Annotated in this window: 12 protein-coding genes and 2 tRNA genes; 7 read left to right on the forward strand and 7 right to left on the reverse strand. The window is 41.9% G+C overall.

The annotated features are described in order from the left end of the window. Positions 1 to 13: 13 nt before the first annotated feature. The 4 genes from ACFSJY_RS09890 to pyrD all read left to right on the forward strand — a co-directional run bounded on the left by ACFSJY_RS09890 (position 14) and on the right by pyrD (position 9,658). Positions 14 to 1,024, forward strand: a complete 1,011-nt coding sequence (locus ACFSJY_RS09890; protein ID WP_386033771.1) for a WD40/YVTN/BNR-like repeat-containing protein — start codon at positions 14 to 16, stop codon at positions 1,022 to 1,024. A gap of 4 nt (positions 1,025 to 1,028) precedes the next feature. After that, positions 1,029 to 3,362, forward strand: a complete 2,334-nt coding sequence (locus ACFSJY_RS09895; RefSeq protein WP_386033773.1) for an efflux RND transporter permease subunit — start codon at positions 1,029 to 1,031, stop codon at positions 3,360 to 3,362. 366 nt (positions 3,363 to 3,728) lie between these two features. After that, positions 3,729 to 8,567, forward strand: a complete 4,839-nt coding sequence (locus ACFSJY_RS09900; RefSeq protein WP_386033775.1) for an NAD-glutamate dehydrogenase — start codon at positions 3,729 to 3,731, stop codon at positions 8,565 to 8,567. 80 nt (positions 8,568 to 8,647) lie between these two features. Further along, on the forward strand, positions 8,648 to 9,658 hold the full coding sequence (gene pyrD / locus ACFSJY_RS09905; protein WP_386033777.1) for a quinone-dependent dihydroorotate dehydrogenase: 1,011 nt from the start codon (positions 8,648 to 8,650) through the stop codon (positions 9,656 to 9,658). Positions 9,659 to 9,737: 79 nt separating this feature from the next. Here the strand turns inward: pyrD and ACFSJY_RS09910 are convergent, their stop codons facing one another. From ACFSJY_RS09910 to ctlX, 4 genes are all read right to left on the reverse strand, one after another. Continuing rightward, positions 9,738 to 10,514, reverse strand: a complete 777-nt coding sequence (locus tag ACFSJY_RS09910; protein WP_386033779.1) for a hypothetical protein — start codon at positions 10,512 to 10,514, stop codon at positions 9,738 to 9,740. 146 nt (positions 10,515 to 10,660) lie between these two features. Continuing rightward, entirely contained in the window at positions 10,661 to 12,325 is a 1,665-nt protein-coding gene (asnB, locus tag ACFSJY_RS09915; RefSeq protein WP_386033781.1) for an asparagine synthase B, read from the reverse strand. A gap of 217 nt (positions 12,326 to 12,542) precedes the next feature. After that, entirely contained in the window at positions 12,543 to 13,973 is a 1,431-nt protein-coding gene (locus ACFSJY_RS09920; RefSeq protein WP_386033783.1) for an alanine/glycine:cation symporter family protein, read from the reverse strand. Between the two features lie 77 nt (positions 13,974 to 14,050). Further along, positions 14,051 to 14,983, reverse strand: coding sequence for a citrulline utilization hydrolase CtlX (gene ctlX, locus ACFSJY_RS09925; RefSeq protein ID WP_386033785.1), 933 nt, complete (start codon positions 14,981 to 14,983; stop codon positions 14,051 to 14,053). A gap of 115 nt (positions 14,984 to 15,098) precedes the next feature. Between ctlX and ACFSJY_RS09930 the strand changes: the two genes are divergently transcribed. Continuing rightward, on the forward strand, positions 15,099 to 15,560 hold the full coding sequence (locus tag ACFSJY_RS09930) for an Lrp/AsnC family transcriptional regulator (RefSeq protein ID WP_386033787.1): 462 nt from the start codon (positions 15,099 to 15,101) through the stop codon (positions 15,558 to 15,560). A 147-nt stretch (positions 15,561 to 15,707) separates the two neighbouring features. On the opposite strand, the gene ACFSJY_RS09935 is transcribed toward ACFSJY_RS09930, so the two are convergent. Both ACFSJY_RS09935 and ACFSJY_RS09940 read right to left on the reverse strand, forming a co-directional pair. After that, positions 15,708 to 15,784, reverse strand: a tRNA-Asn gene (locus ACFSJY_RS09935). Positions 15,785 to 15,857: 73 nt separating this feature from the next. Beyond that, positions 15,858 to 15,934: transfer RNA gene (locus ACFSJY_RS09940), tRNA-Asn, on the reverse strand. A gap of 580 nt (positions 15,935 to 16,514) precedes the next feature. On the opposite strand from ACFSJY_RS09940, the gene ACFSJY_RS09945 reads away from it, so the two are divergent. Together ACFSJY_RS09945 and uvrB are read left to right on the forward strand one after the other, a co-directional pair. Then, positions 16,515 to 17,897, forward strand: coding sequence for an MATE family efflux transporter (locus ACFSJY_RS09945; protein WP_386033789.1), 1,383 nt, complete (start codon positions 16,515 to 16,517; stop codon positions 17,895 to 17,897). Further along, positions 17,894 to 19,894, forward strand: a complete 2,001-nt coding sequence (uvrB, locus tag ACFSJY_RS09950; RefSeq protein ID WP_386033791.1) for an excinuclease ABC subunit UvrB — start codon at positions 17,894 to 17,896, stop codon at positions 19,892 to 19,894. The genes ACFSJY_RS09945 and uvrB overlap by 4 nt, the downstream gene beginning before the upstream one ends. A 10-nt stretch (positions 19,895 to 19,904) precedes the next feature. Here the strand turns inward: uvrB and ACFSJY_RS09955 are convergent, their stop codons facing one another. Then, positions 19,905 to 20,117 carry a hypothetical protein gene (locus tag ACFSJY_RS09955; protein ID WP_386033793.1) on the reverse strand — a complete coding sequence of 71 codons (213 nt, stop codon included), beginning with the start codon at positions 20,115 to 20,117 and terminating at the stop codon, positions 19,905 to 19,907. Positions 20,118 to 20,335 lie beyond the last annotated feature (218 nt).

A 20,335-nucleotide genomic window follows, 5' to 3' on the forward strand; every position in this document is an offset into this window, starting at 1 on the left:
GTGTGGTTAGTTAATGAAGAGTTTTTTTGCCGCAATCTTGAGTAGCACCATAGCTATACAAGCTACAGCTGCTATAGATCCAATGCCTGCTATGCAAGCCCCGTTAGCAAGCAAATCGTTGCTGTTAGATATTGAAACTGTCAACGAAAGTTTTCTTATTGCGGTTGGAGAAAGAGGGCACATTTTAAAATCTACAGATGGGGTTACTTGGCAACAAGTAGATGTACCTGTCAATACTACATTAACGGCTATCACATTTGTCAATGTCAGCAAAGGCTGGGCTGTTGGGCACGATTCAACAATCTTAGCGACCAATGACGGTGGTAATTCTTGGACGATTCAACAGTATTTCCCTGAGCGAGAGAAACCATTGTTGGATATTGTTTTCAAAGACGAAAACAATGGTGTGGCGCTAGGTGCATATGGACAGTTTTTTAGAACGGCCGATGGTGGACAAACGTGGAAAGAAGAGTTCCACAGTGAGTTCTTACCAGAAGAAGACGTAGAGTATTTAAATGAATTAAAAATGGAAGATGAAGAAGCGTACTTAGATGAACGCGGCACTATTCTTCCACATTTTAATAAAATGGTCTTAGATGGTCGTACAGCATACTTAGTTGGTGAACTTGGTTTAATTGCTAAAAGTAATGACTTTGGCGTTGTGTGGGAGCAGCTAGACAGCATTTATCAAGGGTCTTTTTTTGACATTGACAGAACACAGCAAGGCAACTTGCTAGCGGTAGGCTTACGTGGCAATGTATTTAGAAGCCTTCGAAACGGTACTCCTTGGCAGCATATTGATACTGATACGACTGCGCTTATCAATGATATAGTGTTAACCGACGATGATAGAATTTTTCTACTTGGTAACAGCGGCATGTTGTTAGTGAGTAGTGATGATGGACAACGTTTTATGGCGCGTCCACAACCTGATGGCAAAGCGCTAATCGCGGGTGCTTGGTATCAAAATAAACTGATTGCCGTATCCGAGGACGGTATTAAGACAATAACAATCACAAAGTAGTTCTATGAGTATTAATTCTGCCATTCAAAAAATAGAAATCGGGATTTTCCGACATCGCGCCTTTGTGTTGGCGATGTTTATTGTTGCGACAGCCGTTTTGCTATTTCAAGCAACGCAATTAAAACTGGACGCGGCGTTTACCAAAAATATTCCGCTCAACCATCAATACATGAAAACCTACCTGAAGCATCAGAAGGATTTTGGTGGTGCTAACAACATTCTTATCTCGGTTTGTGATGCAGACGGAGATATTTTCAATGAGCCTTTCTTCAATGCGTTAAAAGGGGTTCATGACCAATTATTTTTTATTCCCGGTGTCGATAGGATCCTCGTAAAGTCACTGTATTCGCCGAGTACTCGATTTGTTGAGGTGGTCGAAGACGGTTTCGCTGGTGGTCCTGTTATCCCTGCCAACTTCAAGCCAGATGAAAAAGGCCTGGCGGTTGTAAAAGGAAATATAGAAAAGGCGGGTATTGTAGGCCGTATAGTTGCTGACGATTATAGTTGTGCAATGGTTACTGCATCTTTGATGGAAATTGACCCTGATACAGGTGAGAAACTAGATACGCTTAAAATTGCTAAGCAACTTGAAGAAGATATTCGTCAAAAGTACGAGAACAATAAAATCAGTGTGCATGTTATTGGCTTTGCCAAAATGGTAGGCGATGTTGCTGATGGTGCTAAAGGCGTGGTTGCGTTTTTCGCTTTAGCGATTGCAATTACAGCTGTCATGGTATTTTTCTTCTGTCGTTCGATTACACTCACATTCCTACCCATAGCCTGTTCGTTAATTGCTGTAGTATGGCAAATGGGTATGCTATCTAGCTTAGGCTTTGGTATAGACCCGATGTCTATCCTTGTACCGTTTTTAGTGTTTGCTATTGGTGTGAGCCACGGTGTACAGATGATTAACTCAGTTGTTAAGCAAGTACGCACAGGGATCACCTGTAAAGAAGGTGCTCAGAATAGCTTTAGAGCGTTGCTGATCCCGGGTGGTGTTGCGCTTCTATCAGATACCATTGGTTTTATTACGCTGCTGTCTATCGACATTGGCATAATAAGAGAGCTTGCCATAACAGCGTCGCTAGGTGTGGCAATGATCATCTTGACGAACTTGGTATTGCTGCCAGTTCTGATTTCGTACATGAAGTTAGAAAATAAACCACAAAAACCGGAGCGTCATTCTGGCGTCCATAAATCTGATGTTTGGCACGCAATGGCAAGTTTGGCTACGCGCGGCCCTGCAACAGTTATCCTTGTGTTAACGGCAGGTCTATATGCGTTTGGCTATTACCATGCGCAGAACATGAAAATTGGTGAATTGCATGCTGGAGCTCCTTCATTGCACGAAGACTCACGTTACAACCAAGATACATTTTTAATCACAGATCGTTATGCGATCAGTGTTGATTACATGACAGTCATTGTGGAGACTCAACCTGATGCTTGTACATCATATGATAATCTTGATGTGATTGATCGCTTCCAATGGCGACTAGAAAACGTGCCAGGTGTTCAGTCTGCTGTGAGCCTAGCGTCGATTGCTAAAGTGGTTAATGCTGGCTACAACGAAGGTAACCCAAAGTGGCGTGTGCTATCGCGTAACCAACAAACCTTAGTGCAATCAATTGCTCGAGTTCCAACAACAAGTGGTCTATTAAACCGTGATTGTAGTGTTATGCCTGTGGTGCTGTTCCTTGAAGATCACAAGGCAGAAACCATAGAGCGTGTAGTTGCTAAAGTGAAAGAAGTCTCTGCCGAACTAAATAATGATGTTTTACAGTTTAAACTAGCATCAGGTCCAGTGGGGGTTATGGCTGCGACTAATGAAGCAGTAGAGGCTGCACAATTACCAATGATGTTATACGTCTATGGCGCTGTCATACTGCTGTGTTTAATTAGCTTTAGAAGTATTCGTGCAACTATAGTTGTTGTATTGCCTCTTTATGTTGTGTCGACACTCGCGCAAGGCTTAATGACAGGGTTAGACATTGGTTTAACGGTGTCAACGTTACCTGTAATCGCCTTAGGTGTGGGTATCGGGGTTGACTATGGTATTTATATCTTGTCGACAATGAGTGCCCGTTTACGCGAAGGTGATTCGGTGGAGCAAGCATACTTTGCAGCGTTGAAAGAGCGTGGCAGTGCTGTGCTACTAACTGGAATTACGCTTGCTATTGGTGTTTCTACGTGGTTCTTCTCTGCACTTAAGTTCCAAGTAGATATGGGTATATTGCTAACCTTTATGTTCCTTGTGAACATGCTAGCGGCAATTATCGTGCTGCCAGCGATTGCGGCTTTCCTATGGCCAGCACCAAAAAAAGATGAAAAAAAATAAGCTTTTTTTCATTGCATAAATAAACAAGAAAATGGCCGAAAGGCCATTTTCTATTTAACCTCCCTGAATAAACACTTATTCCACTGAATAAATAACTCGCTAATTGGTCAACCTGTACGGTTTGGCTACAAAATATTGCTCGCAATACCTTAAATTTATTAATAAAATTGAAAACTATGGTCTATCCTCATAGGGATAGATTGATTTTAGTTCAGTTTGTTTGATTTTTAGCTGATTTTGCTGAGGCGTATTGACTTCAATAATAAGTAAAACAAGACCAATTCGCTTTTGCCGACTCCAGTTTGGCAAACGAACTAAAAGCAGTACAACAATTATTCTAAGCGTTTTATCCAAAAGGAAAGCGACATGGCGTTCGTAGACGGTCTACCCTCAGTATTATTGAAAAATGTTGCTCAATTTATCCAACAAAAAGTGCCTTCCCAAACGGCACCATTAGTTGAGCAATTTGCAAACCTGCTTTACGGCAATATCTCTACATCAGATTTAGCACACCGCAACGACAGCGATTTGTACGGTGCGACGATGAGTCTGTGGAATTCACTTAGTGATCATGTAGATGATAAACCAGTGATTAAAGTCTTTAATCCAGAAGTGTCGAAGCACGGTTGGAAGTCAAGCCATACGATCATCGAAGTTATCGTCCAAGATATGCCATTCTTGGTGGACTCGTTGCGTATTGCGTTAAACCGTCAAGGATTATCGCCACATTTGATGCTCAACAGCCCGATTCAGGTTGTTAGAAACACGAAGAATCAGATCACTAAAATTGCGTCTACGGCAGATGCAAAAATCCGCTCATCAAAGGCTGAAACGGTTTTCTTTATCGAGATAGATCGCCAAGACAGCGCAGAAGTGATGGCATCACTGACCGAAGAATTATACTCGGTAGTCAGTGATATCTTGCTCACTGTGAATGATTGGCAACCGATGCTCAAAAAACTCAACAATGTCATTACTGACGTTAAAAAGGCGAAACTTCCTTGTGAAAAGCAAGAAAAAGAAGACTCGCTAGAGTTTTTACAGTGGGTTGCTGACAATCACTTTACCATTATGGGCTATCGCTCTTACGATGTAAAAACGTTAAAAGGTGATGTTGCATTGGCTGCCAATGTCGACTCTAGCCTAGGTTTAATGCGCAATTCAAAAGGCACAAAGCAACGCCTTATCTCTACGTTGAGCGAAACGGCACGTGAGATAGCTCTGGGTAAAAACCTTCTGATTTTAACCAAGACCAACTCCCGTTCGCGTGTTCATCGTCCAGCACACTTAGATTATATTGGTGTTAAACGTTTTGATGACAAAGGTAATGTCGTAGGTGAAGAGCGCTTTATAGGCTTGTTTGGTTCAGCGTACTACACAAATAGTGCATTGAACTTGCCGCTTATCAAATCTAAGGTGATTGGTGTATGCGACGCTTCAGGGTTCGGTAAGGGGACGCATGCCTACAAAACATTAATCAATATTTTAGAAACATACCCGCGCGATGAAATTTTACAAAGTAGCATCAGTGAGCTTTTACAAAACGTAAAAGGTATCATGCAAATGCAAGAGCGCGACTACACGGGATTGTTTGTTCGTCGTGACGCGTTCAGTCGCTTCTACTCTTGTATGGTGTATGTACCAAGGGAGCGATACAACACTAAATTGAGAATTCAAACTCAGCAGTTACTTGGCGAATTCTTTGGCAGTGATCAAGAAGTTGAATTCAATACTTACTTCTCAGAGTCTGTTCAAGCAAGAACCCATTACATCGTCCGAGTGAACCATACAAAAGCTGATATTAACGTGAAAGAAATTGAAAAGAACTTAAATGAAGCAGCTCGTAGCTGGGATGATAAGCTTGCTGCTGCGTTAAACTCACACAAAGGTGAGGCACTAGGTAAAGCATTAAGCCGTAAATATTCGGCATTCCCGCAATCATATAAAGATGAAATCTTGCCGGGTACTGCGATTGTTGATATCGAAAAGCTTGAAAAAGTATGTGAACAGTGTCCTTTAGAGATGTTGTTCTATCAACCGCAGGAAGAAGATGCGACCAGTCGATTTGTTAAACTGAAGCTGTTCCACAAAGGCGAGCCACTTCATCTTTCCGACGTATTACCTATGTTAGAAAATTTTGGCTTGCGTGTGATTGGTGAAAGCCCATATGCAATTCGCACGTCAGAAGGAGAGACATGTTGGATTTTGGATTTCTCCATGTTGCTTACTGGTGAACGCGAGTTCAATCTTGATAAAGTACAAACACTATTCCAAGATGCGTTTGCTAAAGTGTGGAGTGGTCATTTAGAAGATGACGGCTTCAACCGCCTGATTTTAGGTGCAGGTGTAGGTGGTCGAGAAGTATCGATTTTACGTGCGTTTGCAAAATATGAACGTCAAATAGGTGGTACGTTCAGTCAAAACTATATTGAAGATACTTTCGCGCGTTATCCAAATCTCGCTGAATTATTAATTAAGCTATTTAATTTACGCTTTGATCCAACGGTAAAACGTTCAGAAAAAGCGATAACAAAAGTACTAACGGATATTGAAAGCTCGTTAGACAATGTGGCTAATTTGGATGATGACCGCATCATTCGACGCTTTGTTGAAATGATTAATGCGACAATCCGTACGAACTATTTCCAAAATGATAAGCAGGGCAACGAGAAGTCTTATATCTCGTTTAAAATTACGCCAAAAGAAATTTCAGATATTCCACAGCCTATTCCTGCATTTGAAATCTTTGTTTACTCGCCACAAGTCGAAGGTGTTCACTTACGTGGTGGCAAAGTGGCTCGTGGTGGTTTACGTTGGTCAGATCGCCGAGAAGATTTCCGTACAGAAGTACTAGGCCTTGTTAAAGCACAGCAAGTAAAGAACACGGTAATTGTACCTGTAGGCGCAAAAGGTGGTTTCGTTTGTAAACAACTTCCTGTTAATGGTTCACGACAAGAAGTGTTTGAGGCTGGTAAAGAGTGTTACCGTACCTTCATTCGAGGCCTACTTGATATTACAGATAATATTGTTAAAGGTGAGATTGTTCCGCCGAATGACGTTGTTCGCCATGATGAAGATGATCCATATTTAGTTGTTGCTGCCGATAAAGGTACGGCAACATTCTCAGATATTGCAAATGCGATTTCTGAAGAGTACAACCACTGGTTGGGTGACGCTTTTGCATCAGGTGGAAGTGTCGGTTATGACCATAAAGGTATGGGTATCACCGCTAAAGGCGCGTGGGAATCCGTTAAACGTCATTTCCGTGAAATGGATATTGACTGTCAAACTACTGATTTCACAGTAATTGGTGTCGGTGATATGGCTGGTGACGTATTTGGTAATGGTATGTTGCTTTCTAAACATATTCGTTTGCAAGCAGCCTTTAACCACATGCACATCTTTATCGATCCTGAACCAGTAGCTTCTTCTTCTTACAAAGAACGTGAGCGCCTATTTAACATGCCTGGTTGTACATGGGAAGATTACAACAAAGACCTTATCTCTGAAGGCGGTGGTATCTTTAGCCGAGCGGCGAAGTCAATCAAGCTTACCCCTCAAATTAAGAAAATGCTTGGCACCCAAAAGCAAAGCATGGCACCTAACGACCTAATCAAAGCAATATTGATGATGAAGGTCGACTTAATGTGGAACGGTGGTATCGGCACTTATGTGAAAGGTTCGACTGAAACCAATGCGGAAGTGGGTGACCGTGCGAATGATTCACTACGTATCAATGGTAGCGAGCTAAGAGCGAAAGTTGTGGGTGAGGGTGGTAACCTTGGCCTTACACAACTTGGCCGTATCGAGTACGGTGCTAAAGGTGGTCGTATTAATGCTGATTCTGTTGATAATGTCGGCGGTGTTGATTGTTCTGATAACGAAGTTAACATCAAAATATTACTTAACGGCTTAGTTACATCGGGTGACTTAACGGTTAAACAACGTAATCAGTTACTTTACGATATGACCGATGAAGTATCTGATATCGTGCTAGAAGACTGTTACGACCAAACACACTCTTTGTCCATTACCGCAATGCGTGGCGCGTCTCAATTGAAAGAGCAAACTCGCTTTATTCATGAGTTAGAGCGTGCAGGTAAACTTGACAGAGCGTTAGAGTTTATTCCAAATGATGATGAACTTGCAGAACGCTTAGCGCAAAATAAAGGATTAACTCGCCCTGAACTTTCAGTACTACTTGCATACAGCAAAATGGTGTTGAAAGAAGATCTTGTATGTCCTGAAATTACAGATAACCCATATCACGATCGCTTGCTAATTAGTGCTTTCCCTAAACAACTTCAAGAGAAGTATGCGAAGCAAATGCAAGATCATCCGCTTCGTGCAGAAATTATTGCCACCAAGCTTGCCAACAAACTTGGCAATGACATGGGCTTCAATTTCGTTAACCGCATGCAAGAAGAGACTGGTGCGAGCGTTGCAGAAGTGGCAAATTGCTACACAATGGCGAGCGAAGTATTCGAAATGGGCACTGTATGGGCCGATATCGCCAAGCTTGATAACAAGATTCCTACTTCGGTTCAAACGGAAATGCTTTTCCAATTGCGTCGTAACGTTCGTCGTGCAACCCGTTGGTTCTTGCGTCATCGTGATAAAGGCATGGACATTCAACAAACAATAGACTTCTTCAGTGGCACCTTTGCAACGATGACTAAGAGCTTAGATAAGTTCATGGCGTCAGAAGAAGTTGAACAATTGCAGCATGTTGAAAATGGGCTTGTTAAATCGGGTGTACCGAAGAAAACAGCACGACGTATTTCTCAACTAAGTACTTTGTTCTCTGTTATGGACTTAGCAGAAATTGCGAACCAAGATGGTCGTTCGGTTGAGTTAGTCGCGGAACTATACTTCAAGTTAGGTGACCGTTTAGATCTGCATTGGTTCTTAGACCAGATTACTAAGCAACCAGTATCTAACCACTGGCAAGCATTAGCACGTGCGTCATTCCGAGAAGAGTTGGACTGGCAGCAGCGCTCTATTACGATGGTTGCTTTGAAAGCTGATGCGAAAAGCAAGAGTACCGACGAGCTTCTCGATAAGTGGTTTGAACAAAGCGCTCAACCATTGGAGCGTTGGCAGCATATTCTAGCTGACTTTAGAACGTCACAAACACATGAGTTTGCGAAATTCTCAGTAGCGCTTCGAGAATTAATGCTGCTTAGTTTACACAGCGCTGTATAATAGCCGCCGTGCTATAGCGATTAGAAAAGTCCCTGCTTAGCGGGGACTTATTTTATCTACCCTAGAAAAAGAGGAACACCATGTTGTATTCGGCTATTCGTAAAGTGATGTTTCAGTTAGATCCTGAAGTTATTCATGACCTTACCATTAAAAGTCTCCACCTTACTGGTAACTCACCATTAAAGGGGCTTTATAAGCAATCATTACAAGAAAAGCCTGTAGACGTCATGGGTATTCGCTTCCCGAATCCTGTTGGGTTATCGGCGGGATTAGATAAAAATGGTGAGTGTATTCAAGCGTTTTCAGCGCTTGGCTTTGGTTTTGTTGAAATTGGTACAGTTACGCCACGCCCCCAGCCTGGCAACCCAAAGCCTCGTATATTTCGTCTAGAAGAAGCCAATGCAGTTATTAATCGCATGGGCTTTAATAATAAAGGCGTAGACTACCTTGTTGACCAGGTGCGAAAAGCAGACTTTAAAGGCGTACTGGGTATTAATATAGGTAAAAACAAAGATACGCCTGAAGAAAATGCAAAAGATGATTACATTCACTGCATGCGTAAAGTATATGATCACGCAAGTTACATTACAGTAAACATATCGTCACCAAATACACCTGGTTTGCGTTCTCTACAATACGGTGAAGCGTTAAATGAGTTGTTAGCTGCACTTAAAGAAGAACAAAAAACATTAGCTGAAAAATTTGGTAAGTATATTCCACTAGCTGTGAAAATTGCGCCAGACTTAACGGAAGAAGAAGTGAATGGTATTGCTGAGTGTTTAGTGCAAAACAATATCGATGGCGTCATTGCGACCAATACAACCTTAGCACGCGATAAAGTGGAACATTTGCTACATGGTAATGAGCAAGGTGGGTTAAGTGGCAAGCCAGTAAAAGAGCAAAGCACGATTGTCATCAAGCAATTAGCAAAAGCATTAGACGGAAAATTACCTATTATTGGTGTAGGCGGAATTCATAGTGCAGAAGACGCGAAGGAAAAGTTAGAAGCTGGCGCTGCTCTTGTTCAGTTATACACCGGCTTTATTTATGAAGGCCCAAGCCTGATCAAAGATATTGTTGACTCCTTATAAAGCCTATTACCTATAAATCGACATTAAAAAAGCGCCCAATAGGGCGCTTTTTTGAAGAACAACCTCAAACAGGTAAACGTTATCCTTGAGGCGTTGCAGGAGAAGACGAACTTGCGCTAGTAGGTTGCATTCTTTCAATTAACATCTTTACTGAAGTGTCTAATTCCTGAACCATAGTTGCCAGCTCAACTTGCTGGCTATCACGCTCAGATGATTTACTCTCTAAGCTTATCAACTTACTGTTCAACGCATCTATCTCTGATTTGATATTTTGAGCTTGCGTTAATTGCTCAGCAAGTGCGTCAATGTTAAACGTCGCAGCCGTTTGTTTGTCTGCTAAATCCTGTAGAGATGCAGCTGAGTTGGCTAGATTTGCATTGATATCCTTGAAGCTGTTTTCAGCTTTAATAGACTTTGAACGCAATTCTTTTATTTGAGATTGGTTTTTTCGCCATGCTGATGCCCATAACTTGTCCATTTCGCCCCATAAAGTATCAGTTTTCTCGATAAGGCCTTCGAGTTTAGCGCGCATTGCAACGGTAGATTCTCCCATTTCCTCGTCTGTTGCGGATAATTGGCGCTCAAGCTCGACAATACGCTGCTCAGCTGCCTCCAATGCTTGCTCACCTTTAATATCTTGTTGATAGAACCAATAAGCACCACCAGCAATAGCAGCATAAAGTACAAGGCTGTTAAAAATACCTAAGCCAGAAGACTTCGCTGGCGTTGATGATGTATCTACAGTAGAGGAAGGACCTGTTGATGACTTACTTGCCTTTTTGTTGGTGCGATATGCTTCAACCTGATCTCGGTCAGGTTTGATGCTTGGAATACTGTCATCAATTTGCTTATTCAACGTGAATTGTCCTACTTGTTGAGCTTATACAGAATACTAGGCGTTACTTTAAAGTAAATTCCAGTAAAGTTTAACTGCAAATTGTCATCAAGTTTGTGTTTTGTAATAAAAAAAGGCGCTTATTGCGCCTTTTATTAAAATACTGACTAGTAACTGTCGTTATGAACGTTTTGAACTGCTCGCCCAGAAGGATCTGCCATTTTACTAAATGCTTCATCCCAAGCGAGTGCTTGTGGTGTACTACAGGCTACCGATTTTCCACCTGGAACGCATTTAGCTGCACTTTCTAATGGGAATTTCTCTTCAAACACGCTTCTGTAGAAGTATGCTTCTTTGGTATCAGGCGTGTTGATAGGGAATTTAAACTTAGCATTTTCCAGTTGTTGATCGCTTACTTGTGATTCAACATAGGTCTTCAAGCCATCAATCCATGAGTAACCTACGCCATCTGAAAATTGTTCTTTTTGACGCCATAAGATTTCTTCAGGCAAGTAGCCCTCGAAAGACGCACGCAAAATACCTTTTTCAATTTTACCGCCACCGCACATTTTATCTTCTGGGTTGATTCGCATTGCTACATCTAAGAAGTTTTTATCTAAGAATGGTACTCGTGCTTCAATACCCCATGCAGACATAGCTTTGTTGGCACGTAAGCAATCAAACATGTGAAGCTTATCTAACTTACGTAAAAGTTCTTCGTGAAATTCCTGAGCGTTTGGTGCTTTGTGGAAGTATAAATAACCACCAAAGATTTCATCGGCACCTTCACCAGAAAGTACCATTTTGATGCCCATGGCTTTGATTTTTCTTGCCATAAGGTACATTGGCGTAGATGCTCGAACCGTTGTTACGTCGTACGTTTCTAAGTGATAAATCACTTCTTTTAGCGCATCAATACCTTCTTGCTCGGTAAAAATGACGCTGTGGTGAACAGTGCCAATACTGTCTGCTACTTTTTGCGCTGCTTCTAAATCTGGAGAGCCAGCCAAGCCGCAAGCGAAAGAGTGCACCTTAGGCCACCAAGCCTCAGATAAATCATTTTCTTCAATACGTCGAGAAGCGTACTTTTGCGTGATTGCTGACACAAGCGACGAATCTAGACCACCGGATAACAATACACCGTAAGGTACGTCTGTCATTAAGTGACTCTTTACCGAATCTTCTAATGCTGCGCGTAATTTCTCTTTACTCGTGTTGTTGTCCTTAATTGCATCGTACTGTTGCCAGTTACGTTTGTAATACTTGCGAATTTCACCTGTTTTACTGTCAAGTACATGGCCTGGAGGAAATTCAGAAACTGTTTTACATACCGGCATCAGGGCTTTCATTTCAGAGGCAACGTAAAAGTTACCATCTGCATCAAAACCCGTGTAAAGCGGGATAATACCGATATGGTCGCGGGCTATGATATAGCGATCTTGTGCTTGGTCGTATAAACAAAATGCGAACATACCTTGGAGCTTGTCAACAAACTCTGCGCCATGCTCTTCGTATAGAGGCAAAATAACCTCACAGTCAGATGCTGTTTGAAATTCGTAGTCTACACCTAAACCTGATGCCAAGGCTTTGTGGTTATATATTTCACCGTTTACCGCCAGCACATTTGTTTTGTCTTGGTTATAAAGTGGCTGTGCGCCATGCTCAGTATCAACAATAGCTAGGCGTTCGTGAACTAAAATAGCGTTGTCAGAGTGGTAAATACCTGACCAATCAGGGCCACGGTGACGTAATAAGCGAGAACATTCTAGTGCAATAGGGCGCAATGCCTCTGCACTTGTTTTAATATCGAGAATTCCAAAGATTGAACACATTGAAGCGCTACTCCTTTTTCCAAATTGTAGTTCCTTGGTGTGGATTAGATACACCAGGGATGTTGTCTGTCTAATGACCTGCATAGTCGACAGACGAAAACTATGAAGGGTTAGTATTAACGGTTTAACAAACGGTGGGCCGTCTGCACTTGTTATTTAACATGCTTGTATTTTTTTTAAATTGCAACACCTTGATGTTAATTTTTGTATAAAAGCTCTAATTCTTTTCGTTATTCCATATACCCGTTTCTAGCGTCCCCTGTGTTTGGACTTCATTTTGACGGAAGGTCATGTCGGACTTACTGGCTTGTTTGGCCAAATAGTCTTGATAAAGGGCTTTGATAGTAGGAGTTAACAAAACAATGGCGAAAATATTAACCAGTGTCATTAAGCCTAATGCCATATCAGCCATTGCCCACACCTGTTTTAAAGAAGCGTTTGCCCCCCAAAGTACCATACCCAAGTAACATGCAGTGTAGATACTTCTTCCTATTTTGTTATCCATATGGAATAGGTGTAGGTTGCTCTCGGCGTAAGCAAAGTTAGCTACAACAGAAGTAAATGCGAATAACGTGATAGCAGCGGCAACAAAATAAACACCGCCATCGCCCATATGGCTGGTCATAGCATCTTGAGTCAAGCGTATACCTTCCATTTGCCCACTCGTTTCGATACCAGCCAGAAGAATAATAAAGGCGGTACATGTACACAGCACCATGGTATCGATAAATACACCAAGCATTTGAACATACCCTTGAGTAACAGGGTGGTTAGGGTTTGGCGTTGCACTTGCTGATGCATGCGGTACTGAACCTGCTCCTGCTTCATTTGAATACAAACCACGTTGAATACCATTTTTTATGGCAGCGCCAAGTGCTCCTGCACCAGCTTCGGTTAAGCCAAAAGCACTCGCAAATATCTCTGCAAAAAGTGTGGGGACCAACTCAATGTTGATGGCGGTAATAATAAGTGCAGAAGCAATGTAAGCGATACCCATAAAAGGGACGACTAATTCGGCAAACCGCGCGATACTGCGCAGACCGCCTGCAACAATAACTCCTGCTAAAATGGTTATGACGAGTCCTGAGTATGTAGGGTTAATATCCAAAGCATGGTTTAAGGCGTCGGTGATGGTGTTTGCTTGCATAGCGCTAAAGCTCAGGCCATAACCTAGGAATAAGCAAAGCGCGAATGCGATGGCTAACCAACGCTTATTGAGCCCCATCTGAATATAGTAAGCTGGGCCTCCACGGTATTCGCCGTTTTCGTCTTTCACTTTATATAGTTGGCCGAGTACACTTTCTGCAAAGCCCGTCGCCATGCCAAGCAAAGCGATAACCCACATCCAAAAAATAGCACCAGCACCGCCTAAGGAAATCGCAACCGATACACCCGCTAAATTACCGGTACCGACACGAGCAGACAGTCCTGTGCACAATGCTTGAAAGGAGCTTATACCAGCTTTATCGCCATGTTGACTGTTTTTCATCACTGAAAACATATGACGAAACTGTTTAAGTTGAACGAAGCGCAACTGGTATGTAAACCAAAAGCCAGCGAAAACTAGAATATAAATGAGTAGTTGACCAGAACCCCACAGGACATCATTGACGTTTCCGACGACAAAATTGAGCGCTTGGTCAAACATAATTATTCCTTATTTTTCATTATCGTTTTAGCTTATCGAATATTGTTTGTATTGGCTAACCATCTTATTTTTATCAGCTATTTTTCAGTAGGTTCGATGGGGGGTAAATGAATACCTGCAAGCATGCAGCGCAAAGAGCCACCGGCAAGCTCTACTGTTGGAATATTTATATGGGCGATATCAACGTGTGTTTGAATCAAGCGTTTTTGTTCTTGAGTCAATGCATCAAATGCTGACGTTGACATGGCAATGAATCGGCCATTTTTACCGTCTAGCTCCAAAACGTTTCCGGCAAATCTATTAATTTGCTCCTCACTAAGTGGCACTAACTTTTTGCCACTACGATCAATAGTATTTAATACCTGATTTCTTTCGCTTTTGTTAAAAATCATAGCATCAGCTAAAAATACGAAGTCACTAGTGACTGCCATCATTACATTAGTGTGGTAGACGGCAACGTTATTTTTGTTGTGCGCTGCAAAGTAAACTGCGTCGAAGCCCATCAATTCACAGAATTCATGTACCGGTTTTTTGTGTGCTCGATTGGACAGTGCTACATAGGCAAGCTTTTTGTCATGATCTAATACGAGAGCGCCAGTTCCTTCCAAATACATAGCATCATGTTCAAAGTAAGAGAGGTCAACTACTCCTTTGAATCCATAGTGTGTTTTTAGTGTTTGCACGATGTCATGGCGTCGCTCCAGTCGTCTGTTTTGCGCATACATTGGGTAAAGTAGAATTTGACCAGAGTCATGAGTACTAAACCAATTGTTAGGAAAGACAGAGTCTGGCGTGATGGTGGTTTCGTCTTCAAACAGCTCTACTGTTACACCACGGTTGGTCAATACACGGGCAACCTCGGTCACTTCGGCGTACGCAGATCGAGCTTGTTGCTTTGTATCGGCTGTGTAGTCAGATGATTGAAAGCTATTATCTGCAAGTGTTTGTGGATTTGGGTGAAAGTGGTGAGGGCGAACCATTACAACGGTATTTGGGGCCTGTTTAGTCATTTCTGTTTCGATTATTTAAGTTATTTTTTGTAGCTTACAAAAGACACTTGATAAACAAAAAGACAAAAAATATGATGTTTTGCTATATAAATTGAGCAAAATGAAAGGTTGCATTGTGCAAATTGGTAAGTCTGATGAAAAGTCACTCAATCCTCATCGATATGATGATTTGGATAGAAAGCTGATAGCATTGTTGCGTGAGGACGGGCGAGCCAGTGTGTCTCATTTAGCGAATATATTAGGAGTATCCAGAGCAACAATACAAAATAGAATTGATAAGCTCGTTGAAACAGGGGCGATTCTTGGTTTTACTATAAGGGCGCATCAAGGATTAGATATAAATGCTGTGCGAGCAACTATGATGATAGAAGTTACAGGACGTTCAACATCTAGAGTTATTCAGCATTTGCGAGGCATTCCAGAGCTCGAAAAGTTGCACACGACTAATGGTAAATGGGACTTAGTGGCAGAAATTACTGCGACCAATTTAGTTGAGTTCGATCGCGTACTGCGGATAGTAAGAGAAATAGAAGGCGTAGTAGCTAGTGAAACAAGTATTTTGCTGTCGACTATTTAGCGCGCTTGCGCTGTAGAGTTTCGATATAAAGTTGTTTCTTTACATACCAGAGTGGACATTACAGGTAAGGTAGCTAATGAGAATAGATATCTTAGAATTTTTATAGGCTAGATAAGCAAAAAGCCGCTAAAAAGCGGCTTTTTTTATTGGCTCCCCTGGTCTGATTTGAACAGACGACACATGGATTAACAGTCCACCGCTCTAACCAACTGAGCTACAGGGGAATAAACTTTTACTTTTGAGTCGTTGACTCAAGCAACCGCTAATTACCTTAATAACTAGCCATCACTTATAATGTGGCTCCCCTGGTCTGATTTGAACAGACGACACATGGATTAACAGTCCACCGCTCTAACCAACTGAGCTACAGGGGAATAGTGTTTATTCCGTTAACAAGCTTGCGTCTCGCTAACGGGGCGGAATATTAAAGCCGCTTTGTGAGAGTGTCAACACAAAAATGACAAAAAATTTTAATAATCGTATCGTTTGCCCGCTTTGTAGCCAATTAGCGTTAAATCTAAACGGTGCGTATAAAAAGTGGTCTCTACCCAGTGTCTCGTCGTAACTTTATTAAGTTATCCACGCATGTTGTGGATAACTATGTGAGTTAAGCTGTAATAACAGATCGAGACGACGCAAAATCGGGGCCTCAGACAGATTGGTTAAAAAATGTAACATAAATCAGAAGTGCTTATATTACAGTTGTTTAGGTGTTTACATGTGCTTAAAACGTTAGTTGAGTGCGAAATTTGTACAAATCTTTTGTTTTGCTAAGTTAAATATAATGTTTTTAGGATTTTCTAATTATTAATATTGTCTTTATCTGTTGGAAAAGCTTAGTTACGAATTAGACGCTATTATTACGATGAAATTATATATTCGCGTAGCGACTCCTATTAGTATCTTTTACAATATGCCGTGTAATGACTTTACCGCTGAAAAGCGCCTTAATTAATGACAGATAACGAAAATAAACATCAAATAGACCTGCTTCGAGATCCAGTAGCAAAAACATTAAAGGATATGACCATTCCCATGATTTACGGAATGATCCTATTAATGACATTTAATCTCGTCGATACATTCTTTGTCGGCTTGTTAGGCACGCAGCCGCTTGCAGCAGTGAGCTTTACCTTTCCTATTACGTTTACTGTTATTAGCTTAGCTATTGGTTTGGGTATCGGTACATCAGCAGTTATTGCAAAGTACCTTGGGGCGAATGACAAAGAAGCTGCTAAAGACAGTGCAACGAGTGCTATGTACCTAGCTGCCGCAATTGTTGCCATCATTTCTGCTGTTGGTTACTACTACACTGACGAAATCTTTTTGTTGCTGGGCGCAAGCGAAGAACTATTGCCGCTTATTCATGATTACATGGATATTTGGTATCTCGGCAGTGTGTTCTTAATTGGTCCAATGATAGGTAATGCGGTGCTTCGTGCATCGGGTGATACACGCACACCGAGCATTATAATGGGGAGTGCCGGTCTTATAAACGCGATACTAGACCCTCTCTTTATTTTTGGATTAGGTCCTGTTCCGGCGATGGGGGTCAAAGGCGCTGCAATAGCTACGCTTATCTCTTGGCTGTTTGCGTTGGCTTTTGTGCTCCATATATTGGTTAACAAACGCAAGTTAGTGCATGCATGCCTCATTCCGTTAAAAACGTTCAATGCTGCCTGTCAGCGCATTTTGCATATCGGTTTACCGGCAGCTGGCGCCAACATGTTAACGCCAATTGCAGCAGCGATTATGACTGCCATTATTGCTAAATATGGTGAGCCAGCGGTTGCTGCCTTTGGTGTGGGTTCGCGCATTGAATCAATCGCTAGCTTAGTCGTTCTTGCAATGTCGATGACGTTACCACCATTTATTAGCCAAAATTTTGGTGCAGGCAATATGGAACGCGTAGAACAAGCCTATCGAACATCGATCAAGTTTGTCATGGTTTGGCAGGTATTGATTTACGCCGTACTTATATTAGCGTCGCCGTTCATCGCAGATGCGTTTTCGCAAGAGCAAGAAGTCGCTGATTTAATTAAATTATTTATATATACCTTACCGTTAGGCTATGGCTTACAGGGTATTATTATCCTGACAAACTCATCGTTTAATGCGCTGCATAAGCCTATGGTTGCGCTTGTTCTATCTGTTATTCGTTTGTTCGTTTGCTACGTGCCTTTGGCATATTTAGGTAGCAAGTTTTACGGTATAGAAGGTTTCTTTATTGGTGCGCTATGCGGCAATTTAGTGATGGCCTTTATTTCTTATTATTCATTTACCCGTCAGTTTAGTGATCGTGACGTTGATGCTGACGCGGAGCCTCAATCTACATGAAGTCGTTAGAATTAGTTTCAGATTATACGCCAAGCGGCGATCAGCCTACGGCAATTGCCCAACTGTTAGAAGGTATTGAGTCTGGTTTAGCACATCAGACATTGCTGGGAGTAACGGGGTCAGGTAAAACTTTTACTGTAGCCAATGTTATTGCGCAGCTTGACCGTCCAACTATGATGCTCGCACCGAACAAAACGTTGGCGGCTCAACTTTATGGAGAAATGAAAGAGTTCTTTCCAAATAATGCTGTTGAGTACTTTGTTTCTTACTACGACTATTATCAACCCGAAGCCTACGTGCCGACAACAGATACCTTTATCGAAAAGGATGCGTCTATTAATGATCATATTGAGCAGATGCGACTGTCGGCGACGAAAGCATTAATGGAAAGACGTGACGTTATTATTGTTGCGTCAGTGTCAGCGATATACGGGCTAGGTGACCCAGATTCTTACTTGCAAATGATGTTGCATCTCCGTCAAGGAGACATTATTAATCAACGCGATATTTTACGTAGGCTTGCTGAACTGCAATACACGCGCAATGATGTCGCTTTTCAGCGCGCTACATATCGTGTTCGTGGTGATGTTATTGATATATTCCCGGCTGAATCTGATCGTATTGCGTTACGTGTTGAGCTGTTTGACGAAGAAGTGGAAAAGATCAGTGAATTTGACCCATTAACTGGTGCTGTTGAGCGTACATTGGCTCGCGTTACCGTTTACCCTAAGACGCATTACGCGACGCCGCGAGACAAAATTTTATCAGCGGTTGAGTCTATTAAAATAGAACTCAAAGACCGTGCAAAGCAGCTCAAAGATCTGAACAAGCTTATTGAAGAGCAGCGTATAGTTCAGCGCACACAGTTCGATATTGAAATGATGACTGAGCTTGGTTATTGCTCAGGTATCGAAAACTATTCCCGATACCTTTCTGGCCGTGCGTCGGGGGAGGCGCCACCGACACTCTTCGATTATCTGCCTGACGATGGTTTGTTGGTTATTGATGAGTCTCACGTAACTGTGCCTCAAATCGGTGCTATGTACAAAGGCGATCGCTCTCGCAAAGAAAATTTGGTGGAGTATGGCTTCCGGTTGCCATCAGCGCTAGATAATCGCCCACTAAAATTTGAAGAATTTGAGGCACTAGCGCCTCAAACAATATATGTATCAGCCACACCAAGCGATTACGAGTTAGAGAAGTCGAGTGGGGAAGTGGCAGAACAAGTAGTGCGCCCAACGGGTTTGCTAGACCCGCAGATTACTGTGCGTCCTGTAGATAGCCAAGTTGACGATCTCTTGTCTGAAATCAACAAACGCATACCTATTGGTGAGCGTGTTCTCGCGACTACATTAACTAAGCGTATGGCAGAAGATCTAACCGACTATTTAGATGAACATAATATCAAAACACGTTATTTGCATTCTGACGTTGATACCGTTGAACGTGTCGAAATTATTCGAGACTTCCGTTTAGGTAAATTTGATGTGCTTGTCGGCATTAACTTGTTGCGAGAAGGTCTTGATATGCCAGAAGTTTCTCTGGTGGCAATTTTAGATGCCGACAAAGAAGGCTTTCTTCGCTCTGAACGCTCTTTAATTCAAACTATCGGTCGTGCAGCACGTAACGTTAACGGCCATGCTATTTTGTATGCAGACAGAATTACCGGTTCTATGCGACGTGCTATCGATGAAACAGACCGACGTCGTGACAAGCAAGCTGCATACAACGAAGCCAACAATATTACGCCGAAGGGTGTAGTGCGTAAGATAACAGATGTTATGGATGTTGGCGTCGATCCTGAATCAGAGCTTATCGCTAAGAAAGTGGCTGAAAAAGCGGCTCATTACAAAGTCATGTCGTTTGATGATATTGAAGAGAAAGCAAAGCAGCTTGAAGCAAACATGTTAGAGCATGCGAAAAACCTAGAGTTTGAACAAGCTGCTGCGGTTAGAGACGAAATTGCGCAATTACGCGACCAACAACTTCGCCGTTAATGAATTATTTCTATTTTAATTCGGGCATTGAATAACGTGTAATGATGTCGGCAACGGCATCGCTATTACAATGTGTAAGATTACTAATTTCTTCAATAATTTTGTCCTGTACATCAACAGGAAACAGCATTAATTGCTCCAAATACAAATGGGCTTGTGTTTCATTGTTGCAATTAATCATGTTGGCTAAATGCATGGCATGATTTTTCCAAATAGCACTCATAAATACATCCTCTTTTTATCAGTGGGTTCATTTATAAGTGTAGTGCATTTGGCTGCAAACCTTATATTCATTGGTTATGTAAAGAAATGGTCGCCAATTTGACAGTTATAAATAGCACAAGATAGACGAGAATATTTTATATAAATATTCGCGAATTCAATTAACAAGCGGTAAAATTCCGCGTCTAATTTATCAGGTGTCGTAGCCTTGATAACGCA

The sequence above is a fragment of the Thalassotalea euphylliae genome (assembly GCF_042682785.1).
GTDB classification, from domain to species: Bacteria; Pseudomonadota; Gammaproteobacteria; order Enterobacterales; family Alteromonadaceae; genus Thalassotalea_F; species Thalassotalea_F euphylliae.